The 24,606-nt window shown below is 56.6% G+C and carries 44 protein-coding genes, 1 tRNA gene and 1 pseudogene; 30 read left to right on the plus strand and 16 right to left on the minus strand.

Annotation, left to right across the window (positions count from 1 at the left end; genetic code table 11):
* Window positions 1-185: 185 nt before the first annotated feature.
* The 14 genes and pseudogenes from ACT3TC_RS14995 to ACT3TC_RS15060 all read right to left on the minus strand — a co-directional run bounded on the left by ACT3TC_RS14995 (window position 186) and on the right by ACT3TC_RS15060 (window position 7,455).
* The gene (locus ACT3TC_RS14995; protein WP_441676190.1) at window positions 186-1,028 is read right to left on the minus strand and encodes a tyrosine-type recombinase/integrase; all 843 of its coding nucleotides are present in this window, start codon (window positions 1,026-1,028) and stop codon (window positions 186-188) included.
* 26 nt (window positions 1,029-1,054) lie between these two features.
* Window positions 1,055-1,390: a helix-turn-helix domain-containing protein gene (locus tag ACT3TC_RS15000; RefSeq protein WP_441676189.1), complete on the minus strand. Its 336-nt coding sequence runs from the start codon at window positions 1,388-1,390 to the stop codon at window positions 1,055-1,057.
* A gap of 1 nt (window position 1,391) precedes the next feature.
* On the minus strand, window positions 1,392-1,904 hold the full coding sequence (locus ACT3TC_RS15005; RefSeq protein WP_444640646.1) for a hypothetical protein: 513 nt from the start codon (window positions 1,902-1,904) through the stop codon (window positions 1,392-1,394).
* Complete coding sequence (locus tag ACT3TC_RS15010; protein ID WP_444640648.1) at window positions 1,901-2,902, minus strand: DNA cytosine methyltransferase; 1,002 nt, start codon at window positions 2,900-2,902, stop codon at window positions 1,901-1,903. The genes ACT3TC_RS15005 and ACT3TC_RS15010 overlap by 4 nt, the downstream gene beginning before the upstream one ends.
* Entirely contained in the window at window positions 2,899-3,174 is a 276-nt protein-coding gene (locus ACT3TC_RS15015) for a hypothetical protein (protein ID WP_444640650.1), read from the minus strand. The genes ACT3TC_RS15010 and ACT3TC_RS15015 overlap by 4 nt, the downstream gene beginning before the upstream one ends.
* The gene (locus ACT3TC_RS15020; RefSeq protein ID WP_444640746.1) at window positions 3,171-3,389 is read right to left on the minus strand and encodes a DNA translocase FtsK; all 219 of its coding nucleotides are present in this window, start codon (window positions 3,387-3,389) and stop codon (window positions 3,171-3,173) included. Before ACT3TC_RS15020 ends, ACT3TC_RS15015 begins: the two co-directional genes overlap by 4 nt.
* A gap of 3 nt (window positions 3,390-3,392) precedes the next feature.
* Window positions 3,393-4,307: pseudogene (locus ACT3TC_RS15025) on the minus strand (recombination-associated protein RdgC); the annotation flags it as partial.
* Between the two features lies 1 nt (window position 4,308).
* Entirely contained in the window at window positions 4,309-4,602 is a 294-nt protein-coding gene (locus ACT3TC_RS15030; RefSeq protein ID WP_444640651.1) for a hypothetical protein, read from the minus strand.
* Between the two features lie 88 nt (window positions 4,603-4,690).
* The gene (locus tag ACT3TC_RS15035; protein ID WP_444640653.1) at window positions 4,691-4,813 is read right to left on the minus strand and encodes a hypothetical protein; all 123 of its coding nucleotides are present in this window, start codon (window positions 4,811-4,813) and stop codon (window positions 4,691-4,693) included.
* 102 nt (window positions 4,814-4,915) lie between these two features.
* Window positions 4,916-5,239 (minus strand): hypothetical protein, encoded by a 324-nt coding sequence (locus ACT3TC_RS15040; protein WP_444640655.1) that lies wholly within the window; start codon window positions 5,237-5,239, stop codon window positions 4,916-4,918.
* Window positions 5,236-5,499, minus strand: a complete 264-nt coding sequence (locus tag ACT3TC_RS15045) for a hypothetical protein (RefSeq protein ID WP_444640656.1) — start codon at window positions 5,497-5,499, stop codon at window positions 5,236-5,238. Before ACT3TC_RS15045 ends, ACT3TC_RS15040 begins: the two co-directional genes overlap by 4 nt.
* The gene (locus ACT3TC_RS15050; RefSeq protein ID WP_444640658.1) at window positions 5,496-5,882 is read right to left on the minus strand and encodes a hypothetical protein; all 387 of its coding nucleotides are present in this window, start codon (window positions 5,880-5,882) and stop codon (window positions 5,496-5,498) included. The genes ACT3TC_RS15045 and ACT3TC_RS15050 overlap by 4 nt, the downstream gene beginning before the upstream one ends.
* A 176-nt stretch (window positions 5,883-6,058) precedes the next feature.
* Window positions 6,059-6,736 carry a type VI secretion system-associated protein TagO gene (locus tag ACT3TC_RS15055; protein ID WP_444640660.1) on the minus strand — a complete coding sequence of 226 codons (678 nt, stop codon included), beginning with the start codon at window positions 6,734-6,736 and terminating at the stop codon, window positions 6,059-6,061.
* A 14-nt stretch (window positions 6,737-6,750) separates the two neighbouring features.
* Window positions 6,751-7,455, minus strand: a complete 705-nt coding sequence (locus ACT3TC_RS15060) for a LexA family protein (protein WP_444640661.1) — start codon at window positions 7,453-7,455, stop codon at window positions 6,751-6,753.
* 83 nt (window positions 7,456-7,538) lie between these two features.
* Between ACT3TC_RS15060 and ACT3TC_RS15065 the strand changes: the two genes are divergently transcribed.
* The 9 genes from ACT3TC_RS15065 to ACT3TC_RS15105 all read left to right on the plus strand — a co-directional run bounded on the left by ACT3TC_RS15065 (window position 7,539) and on the right by ACT3TC_RS15105 (window position 12,128).
* Window positions 7,539-7,769, plus strand: coding sequence for a hypothetical protein (locus ACT3TC_RS15065; RefSeq protein WP_444640663.1), 231 nt, complete (start codon window positions 7,539-7,541; stop codon window positions 7,767-7,769).
* Between the two features lie 82 nt (window positions 7,770-7,851).
* The gene (locus ACT3TC_RS15070) at window positions 7,852-8,076 is read left to right on the plus strand and encodes a hypothetical protein (RefSeq protein WP_444640664.1); all 225 of its coding nucleotides are present in this window, start codon (window positions 7,852-7,854) and stop codon (window positions 8,074-8,076) included.
* Window positions 8,073-9,077 (plus strand): DnaT-like ssDNA-binding domain-containing protein, encoded by a 1,005-nt coding sequence (locus ACT3TC_RS15075; protein ID WP_444640666.1) that lies wholly within the window; start codon window positions 8,073-8,075, stop codon window positions 9,075-9,077. The genes ACT3TC_RS15070 and ACT3TC_RS15075 overlap by 4 nt, the downstream gene beginning before the upstream one ends.
* 1 nt (window position 9,078) lies before the next feature.
* Window positions 9,079-9,711 carry a replication protein P gene (locus ACT3TC_RS15080; protein ID WP_444640668.1) on the plus strand — a complete coding sequence of 211 codons (633 nt, stop codon included), beginning with the start codon at window positions 9,079-9,081 and terminating at the stop codon, window positions 9,709-9,711.
* 2 nt (window positions 9,712-9,713) lie between these two features.
* Window positions 9,714-10,052: a hypothetical protein gene (locus tag ACT3TC_RS15085; protein ID WP_444640670.1), complete on the plus strand. Its 339-nt coding sequence runs from the start codon at window positions 9,714-9,716 to the stop codon at window positions 10,050-10,052.
* 138 nt (window positions 10,053-10,190) lie between these two features.
* A complete protein-coding gene (locus ACT3TC_RS15090) occupies window positions 10,191-10,499 on the plus strand; it encodes a hypothetical protein (protein WP_444640672.1) in 309 nt (102 codons plus the stop codon).
* On the plus strand, window positions 10,496-10,960 hold the full coding sequence (locus ACT3TC_RS15095) for a hypothetical protein (protein WP_444640674.1): 465 nt from the start codon (window positions 10,496-10,498) through the stop codon (window positions 10,958-10,960). Before ACT3TC_RS15090 ends, ACT3TC_RS15095 begins: the two co-directional genes overlap by 4 nt.
* Window positions 10,957-11,475: a VRR-NUC domain-containing protein gene (locus ACT3TC_RS15100; protein ID WP_444640676.1), complete on the plus strand. Its 519-nt coding sequence runs from the start codon at window positions 10,957-10,959 to the stop codon at window positions 11,473-11,475. The genes ACT3TC_RS15095 and ACT3TC_RS15100 overlap by 4 nt, the downstream gene beginning before the upstream one ends.
* Window positions 11,475-12,128: a hypothetical protein gene (locus tag ACT3TC_RS15105; RefSeq protein ID WP_444640678.1), complete on the plus strand. Its 654-nt coding sequence runs from the start codon at window positions 11,475-11,477 to the stop codon at window positions 12,126-12,128. The genes ACT3TC_RS15100 and ACT3TC_RS15105 overlap by 1 nt, the downstream gene beginning before the upstream one ends.
* Before the next feature lie 33 nt (window positions 12,129-12,161).
* Here the strand turns inward: ACT3TC_RS15105 and ACT3TC_RS15110 are convergent, their stop codons facing one another.
* Together ACT3TC_RS15110 and ACT3TC_RS15115 are read right to left on the minus strand one after the other, a co-directional pair.
* Window positions 12,162-12,557: a hypothetical protein gene (locus ACT3TC_RS15110; RefSeq protein WP_444640680.1), complete on the minus strand. Its 396-nt coding sequence runs from the start codon at window positions 12,555-12,557 to the stop codon at window positions 12,162-12,164.
* Window positions 12,558-13,106: 549 nt separating this feature from the next.
* Window positions 13,107-13,310, minus strand: coding sequence for a hypothetical protein (locus ACT3TC_RS15115; RefSeq protein WP_444640682.1), 204 nt, complete (start codon window positions 13,308-13,310; stop codon window positions 13,107-13,109).
* Between the two features lie 313 nt (window positions 13,311-13,623).
* Between ACT3TC_RS15115 and ACT3TC_RS15120 the strand changes: the two genes are divergently transcribed.
* The 21 genes from ACT3TC_RS15120 (at window position 13,624) to ACT3TC_RS15220 (ending at window position 24,577) form a co-directional block, all read left to right on the plus strand.
* Window positions 13,624-13,699: transfer RNA gene (locus ACT3TC_RS15120), tRNA-Met, on the plus strand.
* 69 nt (window positions 13,700-13,768) lie between these two features.
* A complete protein-coding gene (locus ACT3TC_RS15125; protein ID WP_444640684.1) occupies window positions 13,769-14,251 on the plus strand; it encodes an N-acetylmuramoyl-L-alanine amidase in 483 nt (160 codons plus the stop codon).
* 27 nt (window positions 14,252-14,278) lie between these two features.
* Window positions 14,279-14,653, plus strand: a complete 375-nt coding sequence (locus ACT3TC_RS15130; protein ID WP_444640685.1) for a hypothetical protein — start codon at window positions 14,279-14,281, stop codon at window positions 14,651-14,653.
* The gene (locus ACT3TC_RS15135; RefSeq protein ID WP_444640687.1) at window positions 14,650-15,054 is read left to right on the plus strand and encodes a hypothetical protein; all 405 of its coding nucleotides are present in this window, start codon (window positions 14,650-14,652) and stop codon (window positions 15,052-15,054) included. The genes ACT3TC_RS15130 and ACT3TC_RS15135 overlap by 4 nt, the downstream gene beginning before the upstream one ends.
* Before the next feature lie 13 nt (window positions 15,055-15,067).
* Window positions 15,068-15,208 carry a hypothetical protein gene (locus tag ACT3TC_RS15140; RefSeq protein WP_444640689.1) on the plus strand — a complete coding sequence of 47 codons (141 nt, stop codon included), beginning with the start codon at window positions 15,068-15,070 and terminating at the stop codon, window positions 15,206-15,208.
* Window positions 15,201-15,371 carry a hypothetical protein gene (locus tag ACT3TC_RS15145; RefSeq protein WP_444640691.1) on the plus strand — a complete coding sequence of 57 codons (171 nt, stop codon included), beginning with the start codon at window positions 15,201-15,203 and terminating at the stop codon, window positions 15,369-15,371. The genes ACT3TC_RS15140 and ACT3TC_RS15145 overlap by 8 nt, the downstream gene beginning before the upstream one ends.
* Window positions 15,371-15,733 (plus strand): HNH endonuclease, encoded by a 363-nt coding sequence (locus tag ACT3TC_RS15150; RefSeq protein ID WP_444640692.1) that lies wholly within the window; start codon window positions 15,371-15,373, stop codon window positions 15,731-15,733. The genes ACT3TC_RS15145 and ACT3TC_RS15150 overlap by 1 nt, the downstream gene beginning before the upstream one ends.
* A 162-nt stretch (window positions 15,734-15,895) precedes the next feature.
* Window positions 15,896-16,297, plus strand: a complete 402-nt coding sequence (locus ACT3TC_RS15155; RefSeq protein WP_444640694.1) for a phage terminase small subunit P27 family — start codon at window positions 15,896-15,898, stop codon at window positions 16,295-16,297.
* Between the two features lie 3 nt (window positions 16,298-16,300).
* Complete coding sequence (locus tag ACT3TC_RS15160) at window positions 16,301-18,013, plus strand: terminase large subunit (RefSeq protein ID WP_444640696.1); 1,713 nt, start codon at window positions 16,301-16,303, stop codon at window positions 18,011-18,013.
* Entirely contained in the window at window positions 18,010-19,227 is a 1,218-nt protein-coding gene (locus ACT3TC_RS15165) for a phage portal protein (RefSeq protein ID WP_444640698.1), read from the plus strand. Before ACT3TC_RS15160 ends, ACT3TC_RS15165 begins: the two co-directional genes overlap by 4 nt.
* Before the next feature lie 111 nt (window positions 19,228-19,338).
* Window positions 19,339-19,992, plus strand: a complete 654-nt coding sequence (locus ACT3TC_RS15170; RefSeq protein ID WP_444640700.1) for an HK97 family phage prohead protease — start codon at window positions 19,339-19,341, stop codon at window positions 19,990-19,992.
* Between the two features lie 10 nt (window positions 19,993-20,002).
* Window positions 20,003-21,208, plus strand: a complete 1,206-nt coding sequence (locus ACT3TC_RS15175) for a phage major capsid protein (protein WP_444640702.1) — start codon at window positions 20,003-20,005, stop codon at window positions 21,206-21,208.
* Window positions 21,209-21,290: 82 nt separating this feature from the next.
* On the plus strand, window positions 21,291-21,566 hold the full coding sequence (locus ACT3TC_RS15180; RefSeq protein ID WP_444640704.1) for a hypothetical protein: 276 nt from the start codon (window positions 21,291-21,293) through the stop codon (window positions 21,564-21,566).
* A gap of 21 nt (window positions 21,567-21,587) precedes the next feature.
* On the plus strand, window positions 21,588-21,914 hold the full coding sequence (locus ACT3TC_RS15185; RefSeq protein ID WP_444640706.1) for a head-tail connector protein: 327 nt from the start codon (window positions 21,588-21,590) through the stop codon (window positions 21,912-21,914).
* Between the two features lie 6 nt (window positions 21,915-21,920).
* A complete protein-coding gene (locus ACT3TC_RS15190) occupies window positions 21,921-22,265 on the plus strand; it encodes a phage head closure protein (RefSeq protein WP_444640708.1) in 345 nt (114 codons plus the stop codon).
* Window positions 22,255-22,476, plus strand: coding sequence for a hypothetical protein (locus ACT3TC_RS15195; protein ID WP_444640710.1), 222 nt, complete (start codon window positions 22,255-22,257; stop codon window positions 22,474-22,476). Before ACT3TC_RS15190 ends, ACT3TC_RS15195 begins: the two co-directional genes overlap by 11 nt.
* The gene (locus ACT3TC_RS15200; protein ID WP_444640711.1) at window positions 22,469-23,032 is read left to right on the plus strand and encodes an HK97-gp10 family putative phage morphogenesis protein; all 564 of its coding nucleotides are present in this window, start codon (window positions 22,469-22,471) and stop codon (window positions 23,030-23,032) included. The genes ACT3TC_RS15195 and ACT3TC_RS15200 overlap by 8 nt, the downstream gene beginning before the upstream one ends.
* A 3-nt stretch (window positions 23,033-23,035) precedes the next feature.
* A complete protein-coding gene (gene gp17, locus ACT3TC_RS15205; protein WP_444640713.1) occupies window positions 23,036-23,398 on the plus strand; it encodes a tail completion protein gp17 in 363 nt (120 codons plus the stop codon).
* A gap of 17 nt (window positions 23,399-23,415) precedes the next feature.
* Window positions 23,416-23,928: a phage tail tube protein gene (locus tag ACT3TC_RS15210; RefSeq protein WP_444640715.1), complete on the plus strand. Its 513-nt coding sequence runs from the start codon at window positions 23,416-23,418 to the stop codon at window positions 23,926-23,928.
* The gene (locus ACT3TC_RS15215) at window positions 23,925-24,380 is read left to right on the plus strand and encodes a phage tail assembly chaperone family protein, TAC (RefSeq protein ID WP_444640717.1); all 456 of its coding nucleotides are present in this window, start codon (window positions 23,925-23,927) and stop codon (window positions 24,378-24,380) included. The genes ACT3TC_RS15210 and ACT3TC_RS15215 overlap by 4 nt, the downstream gene beginning before the upstream one ends.
* Window positions 24,381-24,412: 32 nt before the next feature.
* Window positions 24,413-24,577, plus strand: a complete 165-nt coding sequence (locus ACT3TC_RS15220; protein WP_444640748.1) for a hypothetical protein — start codon at window positions 24,413-24,415, stop codon at window positions 24,575-24,577.
* The last annotated feature ends 29 nt before the right edge of the window (window positions 24,578-24,606 follow it).

The following is a 24,606-nucleotide window of genomic DNA, read 5'->3' on the forward strand; positions in this document are numbered from 1 at the left end:
AATCCGCCGCCTTTACGGGTGTGCCAGTTCGAGTCTGGCCACCGGCACCATCTTTAGTTTCAGGGGCTTAGCTTTCTTGCTAGGCCCTTTTTTATGCCTGTCATTTAGTCTTGCTTGGCGCTTGGTCGCAGTTTGGTCGCATGTCGCCGCATTTTGGTCGCAGCTGCTGGACTAAACCTTCCGATTTAATGCCTAACAATAATCGGCTGATCGCTAACAACCCCGCCTAATTTTGGTAGTCTCGCGCCAATTCCATCAAGGTCTCGGTCAAACATGTGGGTGTACCGACTGGTAACCAGTAGGCTGGAATGCCCCAGCAGATCCCGCACCCGCGTCATGCTCTCACCTGCCTGGGCTAACAGGCTGGCGTAGCTGTGGCGTAGGTCGTGAAACCTCAAGTCCTTTCGCCCGATCGCCATCCTTGCAGTTTCGAACGTATGCCGTATCGTGTAATGCGCGCTCTTAAAGGGCAGGTCTCGCAACCACTCTTGCGCATCCAGTGGCACCGGCACCACTCGGGCCTTGCCGCTTTTCGTCTGGTTTGGTCGCAGTATGATGCGACCACCACTGACGTTAGACGGATCCAGTGATAACAGCTCGCCCTGTCGCAGCCCTGTCACGGCTGCCAGGGCGATGACTTTCTTATCATCGCCACGGCTATCAGGTATTGCCTGCAACAACCTTCGCAAATCCCCTTCCGTTAGATAAACATGCCTCTCGTTCTTCGGGTTCGGCTTCTTGAGCTTGTCCCCCAGCGGCTGACTTATCCACTCCCACTCTCTGTATGCCAAGTTGAGCACCCGCTTGACCACTTGTACGTGGTTGTTAATGGTGCTCTGGCTGCGCCCTCGCTGGCGCAGGTCTTTCGCCATCTGCCGGGCCTTGTCGACCGACTCAATACCCAGCATCACACTGGGGCCCATATATGCCACCACGGGCTTGATGGCTTTCACCTGGCTGGTTACATCGTATTCATCTATCCAGCGCTCAATGCCTTCAAGGAAGGTGCGCCGTAGCTGGCGCCCCATGACCTCTCCGTTAAAGCGCGCATCGTTTATTGCAGCTTGGCGTGCCGCTGCGTACTCGTCGGCCTGACGCTTGCCGTCCTTGGTGCCTTCAAACGAGCATTGATGTCGCTTACCGTTGTGCGTTTCCGTGACAATCCACTTGTCGCGGCTTTCTCTGTATCGGACTGTGATTCCCATTTGCGTTCCTCATCGTGCTGAGGGCCGCGCTTGCGGCTGAGAGCGTAGCGCGTTACATCGTCGCTATCAAAGCGAACCGCTTTTCCAATGGTGATAAATCCGATGCGTGACTTGTTGGAGTAGACCCAGCTGGCGGAGACGCCCAGCAGGGTGGCCACCTCTTGCGGTGTGAGTAATGGCTGCATGTCAGTCTCCTGTATGCCGCTGGCCATGCGGGCCATGCCCTTGACCTTCGCGCCACGCTTGCTCGTTACGTGCCGTACTTTCGATGATGGCTTGCTGGCGCTCACGCTCGACCAAATCCTGTACGGCTGGGTTATTGGCAATACGGCGCAGGTTTAGCAGCTCGCCCTGCTGGCGCTCGATGATGCCCGCCGCTACCGTTGCCAGCTCCCATTGGTCGGCGGGCGGCTCGCCATCTACGCGCACTTTGCCCAAGCCAAAGCAATGGCCGCAGGGGCGGTCTTTATTGCCCTTGATGTGATCGTGTCCACTACCCAGGCATACCGGGCAGTCGTCTATCAGTAGCGGCCGCCAGTGGTTCAGCCAATCGTCCTGCGTGGTGGCGCTCATGACGCCCTTATCCAGGTCTTCGTAGACGATCAGCCAGTGCCCATCGAGCGATCCGGTTCCCAGGTGCTGCTGCATCTCTGCGAACTTGCCGCCGAGCTCGCGGTGGGTGTGGGTGGGCTGGCTCATGCTACGAACCTCGCTTCGGTGTAGGCTTCGATGAAGGCTTGCGCCGCTTCCGCATTGATCGCGTTGCCGTAGGCGCGCAGTCGCACCACGCGGGCGGCAGCCCCATCAACCAACGGCTGTGTGCCGGGTTCAACTGGCCGCCACTTTCCATCCCTGCAGAAGAGCCAGTCAGCATCACGCCAGAAGCCGTTAGTCGGGCAGGGCTGTCCTTGCATATCATTGCTACTCGCTGCCCTAGTGGTATCCCTGTGTCTTGCGGTCGCGGAGGTAGAGTTCCTCTGCTTGCGTCGGCCGCGGTTGTTGTCGGCCATCCCGCCAGAAATATCTCGTCCTCTATCCGCGATCGAGCATTGAACATTCGGCTGGGGCTTCCGGTCGTGTGGCCGCTGTGAACTGATCGTGGCGTTCCCCACCCGCTCAGCCAGGCTGTTCGCCCCAGTAGTGAGTTTATTGGTACGTTGCTGCACTCCGGGCCATCCTTCCAGTCCCTGGTCGTTGGTGTCGGCCACCCAGAAGGCGCGGTCTCGGATGTGCGGCGCACCGACGCCCGCAGACGGGAACGGGACACACCCGAAGGCGTAACCCAGGGTTTCCACGTCAGCGTGTACAAGGTCGATCCACGGCTCGACAGCTTTGCTTGCAACTTGCTCTCCAAAGATGACTGGAGGGCGGCGCTCTCCGATGAGCCAGGCAAAATGTGGCCAGAGGTGCCGCTCGTCATCAAACCCGCTTCTTTTGCCTGCCGCGCTGAAAGGCTGGCACGGACAACTGCCGGTCCATACAGGAAGCTCGTCTGGCCATCCTGCTCGACGTAGAGCGTAGGACCACACGCCAACGCCCGCGAAAAAGTGGCACTGTGTGTAGTTAGCGAGGTCATCGGGGGTAACATCCTCAATGGAGCGTTCATCAACATCGCCGGGCGCGATTTGACCAGCGGCAATCAGGTTGCGCAGCCACTGCGCGGCGGCGGGGTCGATTTCGTTGTAGTAGGCGGTCATTGGCGGGCCTCAGCAATATGGTTAAGCGGCCGCATAAGCCCACGCGAATTAGCCGCTAGGATCGCTTCTTTACGCTCCGCTGCTGCCTGTGCTCGAGCGCACTGCTCGGCGTTGTAGCGTCGAATATCGAACGGCTCTACCAGTTCATCGCCGCGTTTGCCTTCGGCGTGACGGCGGGACAGGGTTGATACGCTGAGTTTGTAGCGCTTGGCTAGCTCACTGAGCGTGACGCTCTCTTTTGTTTTAGGGTCGGTGGTGTAGATGGCAGTCATGGCAGCACCTTGCGCTGGCCGCTGTTGTTCATTGCTGACACAACGCCAAAGCGCTCCATTTCTTCAATAAGTTGTGCTGCTCGGTTATAGCCCAGCTTGAATTTGCGCTGGATGCCGGACACTGACGCCTTTTTTTCCTGCTGAACGAAGTCCACTGCATCGCTATATAGCGGGTCGTCATGTTGGTTTGTAAGGGCGTACCTGCGTGGCGGCACTATTTCCTGCTGGTTCTCACCACCCAGCCATTCAATCAACCGGGCAACGTTGTCGCGCAGGCTGCCGGCCATTAGCACAAAGTCAGTCTCAAGGCGGGCCAAGGCGTCGTCGCCATCATCGGCGTGGTCGGCTTCTTCAATCAGCGCATCGCCAAAGCGGATGGATTTAAGGGATAGGTCGTCGTGGAGCATGAAGGTCAATTGCCCCTCGATGCCGATCGCCATCTTGCTGGCCTGGCGTCCGCTCTCCAGTAGCTGTTGCATTTCGTCGCTATCCAGATCGACTTGGCGGGCGCGTACTACGCCGTCATCGCCTTTGGCTTTAAGCTCTACGCCATCCAGCAGCTGCAGGTCAGCCGGGCGGCTGGCGGGGTCGCCTAGCCAGGTTGTCATTGCACGAATGGGTAGCGTCTGGGATGACAGGGGCGTGGCTTTCAGGCTGCCCAGCGTTTCGCGTAGTAGGTCCAGCACGTCTTCGGCGCGTGAGCGGCTGGACGCATTGACGCCAATTAGCTGGCGCTCGGTGTCCCACCACATATCAATTTTCTGCTGACGCACAAAGGCGCGGGGTAGTAGCGCCTCAGTGACCTGTTCCTTAAGCGCGGCTTTCTCTTTGCGCGTTACCTTGCGGCCCTCACGCGCTTCAATGTCGGCTACTTGCTCGTCGACTTCTTCCTTCACGACCGCCGCGGGGAGCAGGCGCTCTTGGCGTAGGGCGCTTAGCAAGCGGTGGCCTTGGAGTTCGTGAACCAGTTGGCCGCCACCCAGGCGACCGGCTGGCGCTGCCCAGCCAATGCGGCGGGCATCTGCGTTGCCCAGTGGCTTGGCGGCATGGTTTGCCATTGCATCAGCCAGCTGTTCAGCAGCAACAGTAGGGGTACCGTGCAGGCGATAGAGGTGTAGTTGTTTGAACCACATGTTATTGGTCCTCGCTGTCGCTGGACTCTTCAACCTTGAGCGGAAAATCGCCCATCAGGTGGAGTGCAATTTGAAGGCCCGTTAAAAAGCCTTTGTGCAGATCGGTGCCAGCCTCGAACTGGACGGCGTCGCCAAGCTTGATGCCCTTATCTTCCAGGGCAATGATGCCTTCCATCTGATCCCGTGCTGCCTGATAGTGCTCTTGAGCGCGCAGTACCAAGCGGTACATGTCTTCACCGCCGTGGGCTGAATCGGCGGGCTGGGCTAGTTCGTTGAATTGATCGCTGATGCTCATGTATTAATCTCCCCGCTTGGGCTGGTCGTTTTGCGCTGGCGCTGGCTTAAAAATTCGGTCAAAGGTGGCTTCGTCTATCATTTAGGGCCTAGTGCTTGGTTAGTGAGTAGCTGGTAACTGAGTCGCCAAACAGGTCTTTACCGGTTGGCTCAAGAAGGCCCTTGGCGTTAAGTGAGGACACCGTGCGGTGATGAACCTTAGTGCCATCCATAAGCCGCCACCCCCCCCATTGATGTAGTTAAGCGCGGCACCGCTGGCGATCTTATTGGCTACGCGTTGCTGAACCTTGGTTAGCTCTGCCATCGTCATCACCTCAAAACTGAACAAGCTGTTGAATGGGCGCCGTCTCCGGCATCGCTAGCCGTGCTGGCGCTCGGTTGTCGTCGTCTATTGCGGGGCCAGCAGGACGCATGCCGGGACATTGCTCGGCAGCGATGCCCTTGTAATCGGGCTGGCCAGTGCGCTGGCTGAGGGGTATGCCGCGATGTTCTTCAAAGGCCCACACCGCCGCGTCGGTGCAGTAATCGGTTAGCCATTCTTCGTGGTCCTGCGCATCGCTTTTTGAGAGGTGGCCCATGACCAGCACGGCGGCTACCAGGGCGCCTGCCCATACAGTTTTGGTTAGCTGAATGCTCATTGGGCACCTCCCATGGAATCGCGAACATTCGCGACGATGGATTCAAGCTCACCAAGCGCCTGCTCACTGGTAATTGCCGGCGGCAGAATGCAGCCACTTATAAAACCTTCCGCTCCGGCGATGTCGACGTGAACGGCGCTCGGCGTAATGAAGAGCGTGGCCGTACTGGTACTATTGGCGTTGATCTCTATGACTAGATCAGTCAGCTCATGAACGCGGTTTCGCACCAGCTGCGCGGTTGTTCTCTCTACGATGTTCATGCGTACACACTCCCCACATCGCGGCGTGAGACTGTGCGGCTAGTGCTAACGCGGGTTTGTGTGCGGGTCGGTACGCGGTGGCGCAGGCCTTCGGCGTCGGGGTTGATGCCGCTGATGAGCAGCGCCAGCATGAGTGGGGCGATCCAGCCGCGGCGCATGGCTTCTGCTACGGCGCCAGCGGCCTTGAATGCGCCTAGCTTGTGATAGGCGCGCTGGAGGCAATCCTTGACGCTTTCAGGTGAGCGCCCAGTGGCGCGGGCAATTTCTTTGTAGGTGTTGCCAGCGGCTAGCAGCATGAGGTCTACCGCTTCGGTGCGGGTGAAGCCGAGGCTTCCGCGTTCCGGGTTTACCGTTGCCTGCCAATTGCCTTGTGTGATTTGCATTGTGATTCCCCTTGCGTTCTGTTGAACTTATTTAAGTACCTTTACGGTACATAGTCAAGGGTGGTTTGTTCTTTTTAGGTACATTCATGCTTGGCGGAATCTAAGTGACCGACGTATGATTTTTTTATAGACAAAAAAACCGCCTACGTGAGGCGGTTATAGGTACATTGAGATCCTTACCAGTGGCATGCTTCGCGCAGTGGGGCTATTTCATCTTCTAGCTGGCTAATGTCGAAGGTCATGGTCATAGGTGACTCGCTGTAAGGCGTGGCGCGCACAATCAACCGATCGGCGCCAAACATCTGTCGAATTACTGGAATAGAGCTTCCCCCGTTCCAAAGCCCAAGCGATCGATTATTTGTTGATTGCCTCATCGACTTTGTGAAAGCTCGGCCATCATCAATTCGCATTTCGACATGGCCCCAGTTGTGGTATTCGCTAGAGGCCATGTGGTGCCCATCCATGTGCAGGACTAGTGCCGTGGTGTTTTCAACGCAGCGCACATAAAGGGTAGGGCGCGCGGTAGATCTGCCGTAGCGCCCAGGTATTGTCTCGTTTGATCTAGTGCTTAGATAGACGTTCTTGCTGTCATCCATTGGGGAGATTTCTTCGCTAACTCGCCACGGTGAGACAGGGGCAGGAGGCGGGGGTGGTTCTGCTGATTCGCTTGTCTCAGGCTGCGGTTCAGGTTCAGGTTCTTTTTGAAGGCTTCTTTCACCACTTGATTCCATATAGGCTTTATAATCATCAGCTCCCGCCTGCACAATTTCATCAGCGCTTTCATTTTCACTGGCGAACCAGCCTAGAATTAGCACCCCCGCAACGATGGTGCCGATCACCTTCAAGTTATCCATAAACCTGCTCCCTGTTATAGCTTTGTTTTTGCCTCTACTGCTACGCCGATGATGCGGCAATTTCCGTTAATGGGTATCAGAGGGTATGCGGGGTTGAGAGGTTTTAGATACTTTTGCCCGCTTTCTAGGATGTATTTTTTGAACGTGGCTTCGTTACTTTCGTCGAGCTGAGCAACCACCAGTTTTCCTGGCACCGGTTCGATCCCGGTATCTACAAGCACAAGTGAGCCTTCTGGAATGCTAGGAGTAACACCCGCTGGCGCTGTCATTGAATCGCCGGTGACTTCCAGCCAAAACGCTGAACCCTGAGCGTTATAGTCTGTGATTTCATGCCGCTCTTCCATTCCTGCTGGGTAGGGAACCACGCACTCTGCAAACTTTCCAGCTTGAACGCTAGAGATGACCGGATAACGGTTGTAACGGATGGGTTGTGCCGCTGGCGCGGTATTTGAGTCGTAAGCAGCCCAGTTTCCGCGCACACCGTTATCGTGATCGGTATCAAGCCAACCGTTAGGCTTTCCAAAACAGCTCTCTATGTGGCGCGCCAGCCTGCTACCAATGTTTTTTGTCGGGTTGCTGCCCATCACACGACTCATTTGCGTGGGCTCGCGATCAACTTTAACGGCAAACGGCGTTGTGCCGCCTGCCTCTTTGGCAAGCTGTCGGGTATTTTCTAAGCGGATTTGGGCTATTTCTTTCATGTTCATATTGAACGTCATTTGTACTCTATAGGTACAGTGCCTTTACGGTACATCTTAAGCGAGCTACTATGTACCAAATTGGTACTTAAGAGGGCGCGGAAATGGGCCAAAGCTCGCATCGAGAGTTCTGGAGGTCGTTAACGATCAGTCAGCGCGGAAGCATTGCAGATGCCGCTGGCACTTCTGCTGAGTATTTGCGGCAGGTACTGGTTTATGACCGCCAGCCTAGCGCAGATATGGCGAAGCGCTTAGAAGAAGCAACATGTGGCGCGCTGACTCGCCGCACTCTTCGGCCTGATCTGTTCGCAGATATGCAGGTAGCGCCGCAATGAATCCAGTTTATGCAATTCGTCCGCGAACAACATCGCCCAAGCAGGGGGTGTGTGGGCATACAGGTATTTGTGAGGTGAGGGTATGAGCGAACTTCTCCAGCTGTTAGCCAGCAATGCTATGGGCGCGGTGACAGGCTACCTAATCGCGCGTTTCTCCCGGCCCACGCTGGCGCCTACCTTGCCGCGCATCGAGCCACCGCTGGTCACGCCCCTTGTTCTGTTTCCAAAGCAGATGTCGAATCACGATGCCGCCCGCTGGCTTCGCCGGATGGCAGGTAGGCTAGAGGCCAGTGAGGTGGCGCCATGAGCATAACCGCAGCCATGCTTCCCGCGCTACTTGGCCGCCCTGTTGCCTATCAGGCGGTGTTTACCCGCTTGCCGGGCGTAACCGTGCAGGGCGCTATCTTTCTGAGCCAGGCGCTTTTCCTGACCAATACGCCCACCGCTTCCAAGCGTGATGGATGGTTCTGGAAAGAGCAGCAGGGTGAGCACGACAGCTGGGAATCTGAAACCGGCATGAGCGCCAAGCAGCAGGTCACTGCCCGTAAGCAGCTGACCCAAATTGGCGTGCTTGAAGAAGTCCGGAAGGGCGTTCCTGCCAAGACGTGGTACCGGGTCAATTCTGAGGCGTTGGCCACTCAGTTAGCGCTGGCGCTGAGTGATGAAGCAACCGAAAAACAGCCTGAAACGCCCGCCGCTGCCCAGACTCTCCCAACAGGAGAATCTGAAAACGCCCAACAGGAGAATCAAGATTCCCCCGAAGGGAGCGCACAGAACCACCCAAACGGAGATTTCTTACAGAGACTACAACAGAGAGTAACCCCCTCTCTCTCTGGCGCGGGCGAACCTGAGCCGACGATCTTCGAGCGTGCAGCCCAGCAGGCCGACGATGGCGAACCCGCTGGCGACGATCCAGCCGTACCCCGCAAAACGGCCATGCACCTGGACTGGGGGCCTGAGCCAGAGACCTACCGTGTTTCCTGCCTGCAGCGTGGCCTGTCAGCCGATGCCAACGTGCACACCGATCTTGTCGACTTCCGCGAACACTTCGCCGCCAGACCTCAGCAAACCCTGACCCATGCCGATTGGACCCGCCGCTTTGCGCGCTGGGTTTCCGAAAACACCAAGCGCCAGCAAGCCCAGCAAACCACCGTCGCCACTTCTGGAGGCCACCATGCATCACGCCGCAACAGCACTCCAAAACGCCGTCTTACCGCTCAGGAAGCGCGAGCAGCCGCCGAAGGCCGCGCCCCAGAGCCGTCAGGGCAAACGTTCGACGGCGAGTGGTCCAGCGCTAACGGCTGGTGACGTGGACGAGTTGTTCAACGTCATGGGTGAGCTGTTTGGCAACAAGTTTGCCAGCCAGTGGGGCGCGTTTGATGAGACCGGCGCGTGGTGGGCAGAGCTGCAGCACGTTACGCCCGGGCAGTTAGCAATCGGCCTACGCCGTATGCGCCAGCAGATCCAAGACGCGGCCCGCTCGAATGATGAGGTTTGGCCGCCGATGCCGATAGCGTTCGCCGCCCTGTGTCAGCCCAAGCCCGAGGACATGGGCCTGCCGGGTGAAGCCGATGCGTGGCGCGAAGTGACGGCGAATGCCCACCAGCCCCAGCGCCACCAGTGGTCACATGAAGCCGTACGCATGGCTGGCGCTGCTGTGGGCTGGTGGGAGCTGACCCACGGTGGCGGCGAATCCCGTGCCAGCCGCATGGAAAGCCGTTTCCGGAAAGAGTATGGCGCGCTGGTTAATCGCGTGATGAATGGCGAGCAGCTGCAGGCCCGCACGCTGATCGGCCACGACAGCCAGTTAAGCCGGGCAGAACTCGCAGAGCGCGCCAGCCGTGAAGCGGCCCAGCAACGCGCCGAGGCGGCGGGTATGCCGGACCGTATGAATTCAGAACAAGGGCTGCGCTCACTGCGTGCCGCTTTGGGAGGTCGTTAATCATGAATACCGCATTTCAACCGAGCGGCAACGAGGTTAAACAGGCTGCGTTCAGCGATCACCGGCGCAGCGGCAAGTTGAGCGTATCGCGTAGCCTGGTGCTTTCCAGCCTTGCTGGTGGCCCGCGCACCCGTAACGAGCTGGCAGCACGCACGGGATTGCCGTTGGCGAGCATTTGCGGCCGCTGCCGTGAACTGCTGGACCTCGGTTACATCGATGTAGCTGGCCTAACGGCGGATACCCCGGCACGGCAAAAGTTGGAGTTGAGTGAATCGGGCCGGGCGCTGGTGCTGCAGGCGGTGGAGTCGCTGAAGGGCAAGGAGGATGCTGGCGATGCTTAAACAGGCATACATACAGCCCAAGTGCCCAGAGTGTAACTATCGCAAGCCGCCGTCTGACTTTCGTGACCCGGGCACTTGGGAGCCGTTACCCGCCTGTAAGCAGTGTATGCGTATTCAGCAGCGTGGGAGGGCTAGGGCATGACCGCTATCAACCAGAAGGGCGGCCCACACGCCCGGCGCGCTGCGATGCTGTGCCAGAACCCTCGCTTCTGGCTTTACCTCGATCAGCGACGCCGCCGCGTTCACCAGGTGCCCTATGACACGATGCCAGACGGCACCCACGCCCAAGTGGATTGCGAGGACTGGCTGCGTGAGGCGTGTGGCGTTGAGAGCCGCGCTGAGATCGATCATAACGAAGCCGCCAGAATCATGCTCGACAGGATCATGGCGGATTACAGCAAGTGGGAGCGTAAGCAGCTCCAGCAGAGCGCAGGGGGTGCGGCGTGATGATTGCTACAGACAAGCAGGCGCTTTCAGTGCGCGTCCCCTTCAGGCCAACGGGGGAGGAGTGGGAAGAAGCGTTCAGCATGCTGTGCGGTATGTGCCAGCGTCTGGGCGAGTGCGAGGTTATCGAAGGCATGATCGACGTCAAGAATGGCAAGCCGTGGCCCCAGGGTGGCTGGGTAACCGATCCCGGCGCGGGTATTACGTGCCTGAGTTATCAGCCTAAGCCGGTGCGCACGTTAAATGATGATGAGCTGGCGCAGGCGCTTGGTGATGCGGTACCCATGTGCGATGGCTGTGCGGCTAGAAAAGGTACCGATGCCAGTCAGGCGCTTCATACGCAGCGAGACTTTAAGCAGGCTGTGAGTGATCGGGGGTTGTTCACGTGCCATAAGCCGGGCAGTGAGGGTAAGTCGTGCGGTGGTTGGTGTAAGGCGGTGCAGCGCCAGCGGGGTGATGTATGACTACCAGAGGTCTACCACCCTGCAAACGCCGCCCACGCAAGCCAAAAGCCGATGGCACGCCGCGTGCCAAGCCCGTTGATTGGGAGGGTAATGAACAGGCGGTTTTGATCCGCTGGTTGCTGGGGGAGAAGATGCGCGGCGAGCGTGTGGGGCAGCTGCATGATGTGACCTATCACGTTCCAAATGGCGGCGTGCGTAGCTACAAGACAGCGGCGGCAATGAAGCGGCAGGGGGCAAAGGCGGGCGTTAGCGATCTGGTGATCATGGATGCCCGCGGCGGTTGGTTTGGCCTGTATCTGGAGTTCAAGGCGTCGCCACCGCATACGGCAGCACTTGCAGATAGTCAGCATGATTGGCTGGCGCTGGCGCATGACAGGGGATATTGCGCTGTGTTGGCCGTGGGGCTGGAAGAGGCTAAGCGGGTGTTGAGGGAGTACGCAGAGCTAGTGCGTACTACCCACCACCACACAGCACGCGAGCATTTGAAAAGCGGTACCGAGTGGAGGAAGGGCTAATGGGCATGGCATTGATGAAAGAGGGGTGCATGATGCGGGATATGTACGAGCGTATGCCGATTGGTCGTTTACGTGAGATCGCTAGAGAGTCGCATGCAGACCATGACCCTGAGGCGACGCGGATATTTGTCAGCCGGGTACTGGATATGGAGGTCGAGCGTCGTACATGGTTTGCCCATGAGAATCTGGGTTTCCAGCCATTCAGCTCAACCGCGAAACTTGGAGAGCATCCGGGCGGTGGTACCGCCGCAGCTGATCCGCTGGCAATTGCCTATGATCGAGGCATTCGTGTACACGCCGCTCATGAGGAGGCTCGGCAGTTTCTAGCGTATGCCAAGCTTAAGGCGCGCGCTCTGTTAGCTGCGCTTATCCAAGCGGCTAAAACTGATCGGCGTGTTACTGGGCCTTGGGGAAAAAGTTACGACCAGATTGCTGCTGATCTGGGGCCTTATGCGCAGCGCTTGGGGTTTTCGCCTGGGATCATGAGTGGTAAGACTATGGTGTGTTTTGACACAATCGAGCATGAAATGGGTTGGTTGCGAAAGGTTGAGTCTAAACACATAGTCCCGCTCTTTAGAAATGGGCAGTCGATCAAGGACGCTGCAAAACATGCGAGGGTTCAGCTTCTACTGCTGGCAGGTTTTGCAGGCTAAAGTGAAAGTGTAAGAGAGCTCAAGGGTTTCTAATTACTTCGATGTAGCGATAGATACATTCTGTCTATGTGGCCGCGGTAGATATATATCGTGGCCACATGCACATACTTTTCTTTTAAAAAAGCTATCGAAGAGGGCTATATCAAACCGACGTAAAATTTTGATTTTTTTTGTAAATACCAAAGCTGCAATATCGTCAATACTTTGGCCTTCTAAAATACCATTATGGTATGTATAAAATGCTTCTGAGTAGTCAGTTGTTATATGAAGTTGCTGGAAATCTTTACACATAGAGCCGCTCATTATTGGGGCTATGCTCAAGACCCTTTCTTCAGCAGGCAGCGCTGGATCAGGCATTCCAAGCACAAAGCCAATAAATACCTTCCCATTCTCGTCGCATGTCATGATCGCGCCTTCTTCGTCAGACATGAGTTTCAGCAGAAGTTCGTCGACTGGGTTACCGCTTAATGATTTTTTTTGGAGCCATTTGATGTATGTAAGACTAAAGTATTGAAGCGTGTTCCAGATGAGATCCAATTTTCTTATTATATAAGCCGTATTTTTTCCCTTATACTTACGTCTTAGATTTAGAAGGGCATTGTCGATAAATTTAGACTTAATTAGAGGCTCAACCCAGTATACAGGGAGCTGTAGAAGTATTAGTAAATAGACTGAGAGAGTTAAGGCGAGTGCTGCAGAATGGGTAAGCGGGTCTAGCTCGCTCTCAAAAAACCTAGCGAAGAAATTCAGCGTATACTGATAAAATGCGTAATTACTAAACTGATATTTGAGAAAATAAGATACTGCAAAAAATAACACACCCCAGACAGCGCTTTTAAGATACAGATGCTGGCCGTTGGCTCTGGCGATTTTACCTTTCGTATAAGTGTAATTGGATATAAAGATGTAGCCAGAAATAATTATTAATATTAGGAGGATAAACCTACTACTGTCCACTGACGGTAACCCTGTTAAAAATTATGTAGTGTGTGACATGTGGTCGGATTTATCTTGTTTAGCTTTAGCAATCTTACCAACAACATTTTTGACTTGTTGTGATGACATGAATCTTTGCGTATCAACAGAAGCAACGCCAGCCCCACGAATACGCACAAAAGGTACTGAACCTTGCTGCTTTTGCCTACGGAAAGAGAGTATGCGTTCTTTTAACGTGCTAGTCATAACACTCCCCTTTATTAACAGCTTATCCACAAAGTTATTAACAGCTCAGAACTGACAGTATAAAGTAAGCCCCATTAATTGAATAGACTTGTTTCTTAATTTAGACCCATAAATAAGACTTGTCTATGTCTCTATGAGCTTACCGTATTTCAAAAAATAAGCATAAATTGATAAGGAAATTAGCAAAGAGGCATACATTATGTTGTGTTTTTTCTACGGCTAACCTACTATATATATAGGCTGGCGTTCATTGAAACTAGCCGCCACACACCATGAAGCCCTGCCGGTCACCCGGCGGGGCTTTTACGTTTCTAGCGGTTGTGGACCACTGACTGGTTGCCGGGCTCATATCCCGGAGAAAGCGGGTTCGATTCCCGCCACCGTTACCATTTCCCTGTCGCGTGCCACCTGGTGCGCCTTGCCCCAGTCGTGCGGGGCCTTTTAATTCTGAGGCGCTCATGCGTTACATCACTATCCACTGTGCGGCCACCACGGCCAGCATGGACATTGGCGTGTCTGAAATTCGAGAGTGGCATCTGGCGCGTGGCTTCCGCGACGTGGGTTACCACTATGTGATTCGCCGCGATGGAACGCTCGAACGCGGCCGCCCTGAGGGCCAGACCGGTGCACATGTTGGCGGCTATAACACTGGCAACATCGGCGTGTGTATGGCCGGCGGCGTGGCTGATGACGGAAAAACACCGCAAGACAACTTCACCCCGGCGCAGTGGGCGGCGCTGGATGCGTTGCTGACTGAGCTGCATGAACGCTACCCCGAGGCGCTGATCATGGGGCACAACGGCTTTCCCAGTCATGAGTCGCGCGGGTGCCCGTGTTTCGACTGGCGCACATACCGCGATGGTCTTCACGATCTATGGGCCGACACGCCAAAAGAGTGGCACGGGCATTGGATTGATGAAGTGGACGTGACGAGCGCCTAACGCTTCCCGGCCGCTGAGGTGGTCAATATGAAACCCAGACGCAAAGAGAAACGCACCATGCCAAACCGAGACCCAAGCAACTGGCAGTGGCTGGTGAATATCATTCCGTACCTGATGCTGAGTGGCGCCACGTTCACAATAGGCCTTGTTAAAGCATTGCATGACGGAGGCCCTTGGAAGAAGGCGCTTATGGTCGCTGCGATGGGTACTATCCTGTCACTGTCGCTCTATCCGGTATTCCTGTGGCTAGCGGTTTACTACTCCGTGCCAGAGGATCACGCGTCAGCGGTGGCGATGGCGCCGTGCGTGTTCTTGGCGTTTATGGGTGTTGAGTGGGTGCGCAATAAAGCCGACGGGCTGTATGAGATTCTTATTACCTTTGTTAAGAAGTGGCTCAAATGATCAGTTCGCTCAAGAGTAAAGCCGTGGGTGGCTTGGTCCTGCTGTGCGCATTTCTTTACTGGCAGCACGTTACCACTCAGCGAGACAGCTACCGCGCTGAGTCAGAGCGCCAGCGTGATCGCGCTGAGATTCTGCAAGAGCACCAGCAATGGCAGCGAGGGCAGATCGAGACCCTTAACACTGCCATGGTCGAGCGTGACCGAGCGCTTGACCGGATTGCCAGCGACATCAGAGCCAGCACAGCAGCGCTTGAGCGACTAGGAGAGACGGATGCAGACGCGCGTGATTGGCTTGGTGATTGGGTGCCTGGGAGTGTTGATGGCTGGGTGCGCCAGCTCCAGCGCACCGGCGATGCCGGTGGTGTACCAGTGCCCAGTGGTGCCGCAACACCTAACCAGTGAACTACCAGCGCCGATGCGCGTATTGGATAGCAACAAGGGCCTGCTGTTACTGCTGGCTGAGTATGAGGCATTACGCCGCCGCGCTAACGCTGACCGCGTGAGTGTGGTTGAGATCGTTGGTGGTGGTGATCAAGGAGTAGTAGCAGATGAATGACCCCAGCATGGCTGACCTAGTCGCCGCGCTTCAAGAGCAGACAGCGGCAATCAACAGACTGGCTGAAAGCAATCAGCAGGTGATTGATTACCTGCTAGCGCAAGAAGCCGAAGAGACCGGTGCCGACCTTGAAGGCCCCAGCTACCTGGACCTCGACGACTGATGCCAGCACGTACACCAACCCCTTGCCGCGACAAGCTATGCCGCAAGACAACGCGGCATGCCCACGGCTACTGCGACGAGCACGCCGACCAGGCCAAGGCATGGACGCGTGGACGTGCTGGCCGTGGTCGTGGTGGTCGAGCGTGGCGCCGCATCCGTGATGCAGTCGCCGAGCGTGACCGTTACTTGTGCCAAGAGTGCAAACGACAGGGTAAAGCAACGCCGTTTGAATCGGTTGATCACATCGTCCCAGAGGCCGAAGGCGGCGCGACAACGAGCGCTAACCTTGAGGCACTGTGTGGGCCGTGCCACACGGCGAAGACGCAGGCCGAAGCGATCAGGGCGCGCCAGCGCGGCGGCTGACACAGGGGGGCGGGGTAAATCTCTACAGCCCTCACCAGCGGACACCGCACCCTCAGGCTTATTTTTATGCGTGAGAAATAAGGAAAATTTTCTGGAGCCGGTATGGCCAATAGCAATGCCCCGGTTCGGGCGTCTGGCGGTGGGCGAAAACGCAAGACGGACATGAAACACCAAAGCTCGATTTCGCGGATCGCACCACCTCCCGAGCTAATCGACGAGAACGCCGTCCGGCTTTGGAAAAGCCAAAGCAAGATCCTGATCGAGCGCGGGACGTTCGAGCCAGAAGACGCGCCGCTGCTGCTGGCGTACTGCAACAGCTTCTCTTACATGATTACCGCCGACCTGAAAATAACCGACTGGGCAGCCGATGATGGCGGCATGGTCGTGGCCACCTCAGACGGCAGCATCAAGAAAAGCCCCTATGTGGCAGCGCGTAACGATGCCATTGCGCAGCTATCGCGCTTGGGCTCGCTGCTTGGGCTGGACCCATTGACGCGGCTGCGCATGCTCGGCGTGAGTAATAGCGACGACGGCAACGAGGACGACGACTTTAGCGAGTTTTAAAACATGGCCGCATACCCCAACGTCAACGCGGCGCAGAAGTACGCGAGAGACGTTGTAGGCGGCCGGATCCCCGCATGCATATACGTTAAGCAAGCCTGCGCCCGACACCTCAACGATGTTAAGGCCAGCAAGGCCAAGAGCTACCCCTATAAGTTTGACCGTGATTTAGCAGAGCGCGTGTGCCGCTTCATTCAGAAGATGCCGCACACCAAAGACCGTTGGGCGCGCTCAAAGCAACGCCTGGTGCTTGAGCCCTGGCAGTTGTTTCTGTTCTCGATGATTTTCGGATGGGTGCGAAAGAAGGATGGAACGCGCCGGTTCCGCGAAGCCTACATCGAGGTGCCGCGTAAGAACGGCAAATCGATCATCGCCGCCGCGTCTGGCCTCTACGCCTTCTGTGCAGATAAGGAATACGGCGCGGAAGTGTACTGCGGCGCGACCAGCGAGAAACAAGCCTGGGAAGTGTTCAAGCCCGCTCTGGCCATGGCGAAGAAGCTACCCGCCTTGCGTAAGCGCTTCGGTGTCGTGGTCTGGGCCAAGAAGCTGGAGCGTGCCGACGGCAGCAAGTTCGAGCCGGTTATCGGAGACCCCGGCGACGGCTCCAGCCCTTCGATGGCCATTATCGACGAGTACCACGAACACCCAGATTCAAACCTGTACGACACGATGATTTCGGGCATGGGGGCGCGCCTTCAGCCGCTGATACTCGCGATCACCACGGCAGGCTTTGATATAGCGGGGCCGTGTTACGCGCATCGCGAGCGCTGCATCGAAATGCTCGACGGCACGCAGCTGGACGACGAGCTGTTCGCCCTGATCTACACCATTGATGCCGATGACGACTGGACAAGCGAAGAGGCGCTGCTAAAGGCCAACCCCAATGCCGATGTGTCGGTGGGCTTAGATTGGCTAAAGAGCCAGATCGCTACCGCAGTCGCTCGCGCACGCACCGCTAACCGCATCAAGACTAAACACCTGAACGTCTGGGTCTCCGCGAAGGAAGGGTTCTTCAACATGGAGGCGTGGCGTAAATGCGCCGACATTACGCTAACGCTTGATCAGTTTCTCGGGGTCGATTGCTTTTACGGATTCGACCTTGCACGAAAGCTGGATTTAACCGGCATGGTCCGCGTCTTCGTCAAGCAGATCGATGGCAAGACTCACTACTACTGCATCGCCCCCAAGTTCTGGGTTCCAGAGGATACGGTACTCAACAACGACGACCGACGCACAGCAGAGCGGTACCAGGGCTGGGTAGAAGGTAAGCACCTTGAGAACACCGAAGGCGCAGAGATCGATTACCGCGAAGTGCTGGCGCAAGCAAAAGAAGCGCACCTTGAAGCGCCCGCCATTCAATCAGGCATTGACCCACACGGCGCCGCGAACCTATCGCACGAGTTAGACGATGCAGGCCTTAACCCAGTGACGATTCAGCAGGGTTATAAGAACCTGTCTGATGCAATGAAAGAGCTAGAGGCCGCCATCCTCACCGGCCGTTTTCATCATGATGGCCATCCGATAATGACGTGGTGTGTGGGCAATGTCGTTGCTAAGTACATGCCCGGCAACGATGACGTAATGAGGCCTATCAAGCAGGGGAATCAAAACAAGATCGATGGTGCGGTTGCACTGATCATTGCCATCGGCCGCGCAATGACTCCTCCAGAAGACGACCTTTCAGACCACCTTGAAGAACATGGCATCCGCACCCTATGAAATTTTTCTCCAAGCTATTCAGCCGCAAAAGCACGGCTATCGACACGCCCCAGGCGCTCGCTGAAGAGCTTGGCGTTACCTACGACTCCATTAGCGGGCGTCGGGTATCGGGCGGCCAAGCCATGCGGCTCTCCACGGTTTTCGGCTGCGTGCGTGTGCTGTCCGAGTCGGTCGGCATGCTGCCGTGTCGCCTAATGGAGCAAAACGGGCGGACTCGCCTGCCCGCGCAAAGCCACCCCTTGTACCGCCTACTGAACGTGGCCCCAAACGATTACATGACCTCGCAGGAGTTTTGGGAGCTGCTGATAACTTGCCTATGCCTAAGGGGCAACTTTTACGCCTACAAGGTAAAGGGTTTGGGTGATCGGGTATCTGAGTTGCTGCCACTGGATCCCGGTTCGGTGGAGCCAAAGCTAGATTCCAGCTGGAACCCGGTTTACCGAGTGACCTTTAAAGACGGTACTACCGACGTGCTCGGCCAAGACGAAGTCTGGCATGTGCGCTTGATGACGCTTGATGGACTGGTAGGGCTTAACCCGGTGGCCTATGCCCGCGAAGCCATCGCCTTGGGGCTAGATACCGAAGAGCACGGCGCGCGGCTATTTAAGAACGGAGCAGTCACAACAGGTGTTCTGCAAACAGAGCAAACGCTTAGTGATAACGCCTATAACCGCTTGAAGAAGGACTTTGAAGAACGGCATGGCGGCCTAGCCAATAACCACAAGCCCATGATTCTGGAAGGTGGTTTGCAGTGGAAGCCTATTTCGCTCAATGCCGAAGATAGCCAGTTTCTCGAAACCCGCAAATTCCAGCGTGATGAGATCTGCGCCATCTTCCGTGTGCCGCCCCATCTGGTGGCTAACATGGAGCGCGCCACGTTCTCCAACATCGAGCACCAAGGGCTCAACTTCGTTAACTACTCACTAGTGCCATACCTCACGCGCATTGAGAAGCGGGTGCAGGTCGGGCTGATGGAGCCGAAAGACCAAGGCCGTTACTACGCAAAGTTCAACACTGGCGCGCTACTACGAGGCGATTTGAAGGCCCGTTACGAAAGCTACGGGCGCGGCATTCAGTGGGGGATCCTTAGCCCCAACGACTGCCGAGAGCTAGAAGATTTAAACGATCGAGCAGGCGGCGATATTTATTTAACGCCGACCAATATGACCACGATGCCGGAGGGCGCCTCAGATGACAAAACGCCCAACAACTGATCGCAAAAAGCATGCAGACGAAAAGGCCAGGCATGAGCGTCTGAACCGTCAAGCTGTTCAAAACGGACTGATTCAGCCGAGCCGCCGTCACGACCTCGAGGACAAGCAGAAATGACTACCAAGCAACGCTTCGACGCGCCGTTAACGATTAAGGCCGTCAACGATGCCGGCGAGTTCGAGGGTTACGGCTCGGTGTTTGGCAACCAGGACAGCTACGACGATGTGGTAATGCCCGGTGCCTTCCAGGCCAGTTTGAAGCGCTGGCAGGAAAAGGACCGCATGCCCGCCATGCTGTGGCAGCACAACATGCAAGAGCCGATCGGCATCTACACCGAAATGAAGGAAGACGAGCAAGGCCTCTATGTAAAAGGCCGTTTGCTGGTAGATGACGACCCGCTGGCGCGTCGGGCACATGCCCACATGAAGGCGGGCAGCCTCACCGGTTTATCGATTGGCTTCATGCTGAAAGAGTGGGAATACGACCGCGATAAAGAAGTGTTCCTGCTGAAAGAGATCGACTTGTGGGAAGTGTCATTAGTGACATTCCCCGCCAATGACGAAGCGCGTATCTCAAATGTAAAGAACCAGCTGGCGCGAGGCGAAATGCCCCGGCCCAGCGAGCTCGAGAAAGCCCTGCGAGAAGTAGGGCTTTCCCGCTCTCAGGCCAAAGGCTTTATGTCCTCTGGCTACGGCGCCATCCAGCCGCGTGATGCGGAGGCGGAACAAGCGCTTTCCTCCCTTAAATCCCTACTAGAAAAAATGTAAGGAGCCTCCCATGGCTGTTGATGCACAAGACATTAAGCAAGTAGCTGACGAGCTCGGCAAACGCTTTGATGAGTTCAAGTCCAGCAACGACAAGCGTATTGACGCTATCGAACAGGAAAAGACAGCGCTGGCTGAGAAGACAGAATCGCTAAACGCAAAGCTCTCAGAGCTGGACGAGCTGAAAGCGGATCTCGAAAAGTCGCTAAAAACTGCTAACCGTCCAGGGCGCGCTGGTGGCGAAGCGGCCAGCGAACACAAGACCGCGTTCGAATCATTCCTTCGCAAGGGCCGCGAAGACGGATTGCGCGAGCTCGAGCAGAAAGCATTGCAAACCGGTGTAGATGATGACGGTGGCTATGCCGTGCCTGAGGAGCTGGACCGCAACGTGCTAGAGCTACTGAAGAACGAATCGCCTATGCGTCAAGTATGTAACCAGATCACGGTTAGCACACCTGACTATAAGCGACTTGTAAACCTGGGTGGCGCTGGTTCTGGCTGGGTGGGTGAAACCGCTGCGCGCCCGGTCACAGGCACGCCTACGCTGGCTCAGATTGCCGCACACATGGGCGAGATCTATGCCAACCCGCAGGCTACACAAACCAGCCTGGATGATATTTTCTTCAATGCAGAAGCCTGGCTGCAATCCGAAGTGGCGATTGAGTTCGCGGAAAAAGAAGGGGCTGCCTTCGTGCTAGGCGATGGCACCAATAAGCCGAAAGGCTATTTGGATTACCCGATGGCAGCGACGGCGGATGCAGCACGCGCCTTCGGTACGCTTCAGCAAATCATCTCAGGTACGGCCGGTGACTTTACCGGTGATGAGCTGTTAAAGCTGATCTACAGCACTAAGAAAGGGTACCGCGCTGGCGCTACCTTCATGCTCAACATGATGACGCTATTTAAAGTGCGCACCATGAAAGACGCAGATGGTAACTACCTGTGGCGCCCGGGTCTGCAGGAAGGCGAGCCGTCTCAGTTGCTAGGTTATGGCGTGACCGAAAACGAAGACATGCCCAATGCGGCTGCTGATGCGCACGCGGTGTCCTTCGGTAACTTCCAGCGCGGTTACACCATTGTGGACCGCATCGGTACCCGCGTCCTTCGCGACCCCTACACCAACAAGCCTTACGTTGGTTTCTACACCACCAAGCGGGTGGGCGGCATGCTTACCGACTCACAGGCCATCAAGGTGCTAACGCTCAGCGCAGCAGAGTAAACCGGCACTCAATCGCGGACGGTGAAAGCAATCCGCAGGCGTCCTTTAAAGGGCGCCTGCTTTGTTCAGGCTGGAGGAGCCCATGCCCACAATTAACGTAATCAAGCCATTTCCGTGGTCGCCCGATGGCAAGGAAGTTATCGACTACAGCAAAGGGGTGCATGAAGTGCCTGAGCGCTGTGCAGTCGTGGCTGTCGATCAACTCAAAGTAGCCACGCGGTTAAGCGATAAAGAAAAAGCAGAGCTTGAGAAAGAAGCCGCAGTAAAAGCAGAAGCTGCAGCTGCCGCCAAGAAAGAGGCCAATGCGGCCCTCAATGAGCCGCCCGCAAAGGCAGCTAAAGCAACCGCCAAGAAGTAAACAGCCTGCTCGGTGCCGACCATGTTAGATATTGAAATCATCAAGCAGCAGTGCCGTATCGAGCAGGATGAAACGGAAGAGGAGCCGCTGCTGGAAACCTACTCAACAGCGGCCCGCCGCCTGATCGAAAACAAGACAGGCCGGAAGCTATACGCCACCACAAATGAAATACCAGCGGACGGTGACGAAAGAGCGCTGGTTCTCGATGACGACATCACCACCGCCATGCTCTTACTGATCAATCATTGGTACGAAAATCGCGGTGCAGTCATTGTTGGCTCAATCTCTAGCGAACTACCGATGGCCGTGAATTCCCTTATTGGGCCTTATCAATATTTCAACGTGTGAGGTCCTATGAAAGCCGGCACACTCCGCCACCGCTGCACCGTCGAGCGCCCAGCCAACGAGCAAGACCCCGACAGCGGCGCCATGGTGCCGGGCTGGGAAGAAGTCGGCAAAGCCTGGATGGCCATCGAGCCGCTTAGCGTGCGTGGCTTCATCGCCGCCAACGCTGCGCAGTCAGAGGTTAAGGGGCAACTGGTGATGCGCTTCAACGCGGGCGAGCGCTTGGGCATCGATAGCACGATGCGGGTTCGCAAGGGCCGGTACATCTACAACATCGAAGGCGTGCTGCCGGATAAAGACAGCGGGCGGGAATATCTAACCCTGCCATACAGCGAGGGCGTGAATGATGGCTGACCATATCCACACTCGTGAAGATGGGCGAGGCCGCCGCTACTTTCTGCTGAATGGCAAAAGACTAGAGCGTTGCTTTTATGCAGATACAAAGCGTGGCATCGCGGACGTTTACAGCACGGATAAAGACGGAGCTGTAAAGATAGATAAGCATCGAAAGCGAGCCTTGTCTAAGCGCCTGCGCGGCACGATCGAAGTGGTTTTTTATGACTGATCCAGTTGTTCTCAACTTAGATGGCCTTGAGCCGCTACTCGCTCGCATGGATAACATCAACTTCGACCTACGGCGCAAGGGCGGCCGTTTTGCCATGCGTAAGGCGGCAAACCTGATTCGCGACAAGGCCAAGGAAAACGCGCAGAAAATTGATGACCCCGTCAGCGCCGAGGACATATCTGCCAACATTGCGGTCCGATTCTCACCGAAGGAATTCCGGCAAACCGGTGATCTGGTGTTTCGTGTGGGTGTCATGGGTGGCGCGGGGGGGAGGAGAAAGGCGGAAGCATTCTCCGGCCTACCGGGTGGCGATACCCGGCACTGGCGCCAGATTGAGTTTGGTCGGGGCGCTATCCGCGCTCAGGGTGATGGCATCCTAGCTAACCCTCAAGCCGGTGAGTTCTTTGGTAAGGAGGTCGGCCCGGCCCCGGCTCAACCGTTCATGCGCCGCTCGCTGAGCGAAAGCATCCAGGCCGCGACCGACGAATTTATCACCCAATACAACAGGTCGCTTGACCGCGCCCTGCGCAAGCAAGCCCGAGAAGCCGGAGCCTAACCCATGCCCCCTTTGTTTCGAGTCTGCGCCGCTAACGCGGGGGTCACTGCGTTGCTGGGCGTTAACCCCACCCGGCTGTTTCCGTTCGGTGACGCGCCGGAAAACGTCGCCAAGCCGTATGCCACCTACCAGGTGCTCAACGGCTTGCCCGAAAACTATCTGGATGATCCACCCGACGTGGACGACTGGGACATCCAGATCGACATATACGCCGATAGCGTCGCCGACGTTAACGCCGTATTGGGCGCGTTCCGCCGCGCTCTTGAGCCTCACTGTTATATCGAACGACTGGGTGGTACCAGCACAGAAGCGGCCACCAAATTGAAGACCACTAATTTCGACATTAGCTGGTATTACCCAACCTGAAAGCGAGGAACCCCACAATGCTGACCAAAGGCACAAGCGTATTTTTCCGCCACCCGGATTCTGGTGAGATCGTGCGCCTGAAACGCTGTACCGCGTTTAACCCCGGCGCAAGCCCAAAGACCCAGATCGACGATACCGACCTGGAAGAAACCGAAGCGATGCAGTACAGCGCCGGGCTAGCGCAGCCGGGGCAGGGCAGTCTATCGATTAACGCCGACCCTAACGAGCCATCACACCTGATTCTTCAGGAAATGGCAGAGGGCGGTTCAACACCGACGATTGACTGGTTTGTGGGTTGGAGCGACGGCCCTATCGATGAAGATGGAAAGCAAACGGCAATTCCCAGCGTTTCAGGTGACACCGTCACGTTGCCAGAGACACGCACCTGGTATACCTGCCGCGCCTATGCCTCTGACTTCCCTTTCGACTTCCAGCTTAACGCCAACGTCACCGTTGCGGGCGCGCTCCAGCGTAGCGGCCGGGGTCGCTGGATTCCCAAAACCTCCTCAGCGCCAGGTGATGACGCATGAAGCTATCTATTGAAACCCTAGCCGCCCATGGCGGCTTTGTAGCACGCAAGCCGGTAGAGAAAGGCATCAAGTGGAAGCACGAAGGCCAGGAATTCACCGCTACCGTGAACGTGCTCCCGCTTTCCTACGCCACGGCCAAAAGCGATATTCAGGCCGTGCACGCCCAGGGCGACGTGATGGCCGCCCGTATCGCCCACTGCATTGTGGGCGACGACGGCGCCCCGGTGTTCACTGTCGAAGACGTCATCGGCACTGCCGACGAAGAGCGCGGCCCGCTCAGCGTCGAACTGACCAACGAGCTGTTGCGGGTGATCTCTGACGTCAGCGGCCTGGGAAAGCGCCCGACGAGCTCGACGACGAAGACGAAGTCTGGCACGAGCTCGTCCTTGCGGGCATCGGCGGCCGGACGATCGCGGAAGCCCAAGAGCGCATCAGCTACCCCGAATACCTGAGCTGGTTAGCGTATCGCAAAAAGCGCGGCTCGCTGCACGTTGGCATGCGTGTCGAGCGTGCCGCCGCGTTGATCGTTACCCAGCAAGCCAACATGAATCGCAAGCAGGGAGTGGCTGCTTTCAAAACCAATGACTTCATGCCACACGCCGATCAGCCCGAAGTGACGATGGAGCATGCCAAGGAGGCTTGGGGCTGATTATCCATACACCCCCATTGCACGGGTTT

Source organism: Halomonas sp. AOP27-A1-41 (assembly GCF_052378605.1).
GTDB classification, from domain to species: Bacteria; Pseudomonadota; Gammaproteobacteria; order Pseudomonadales; family Halomonadaceae; genus Vreelandella; species Vreelandella citrativorans.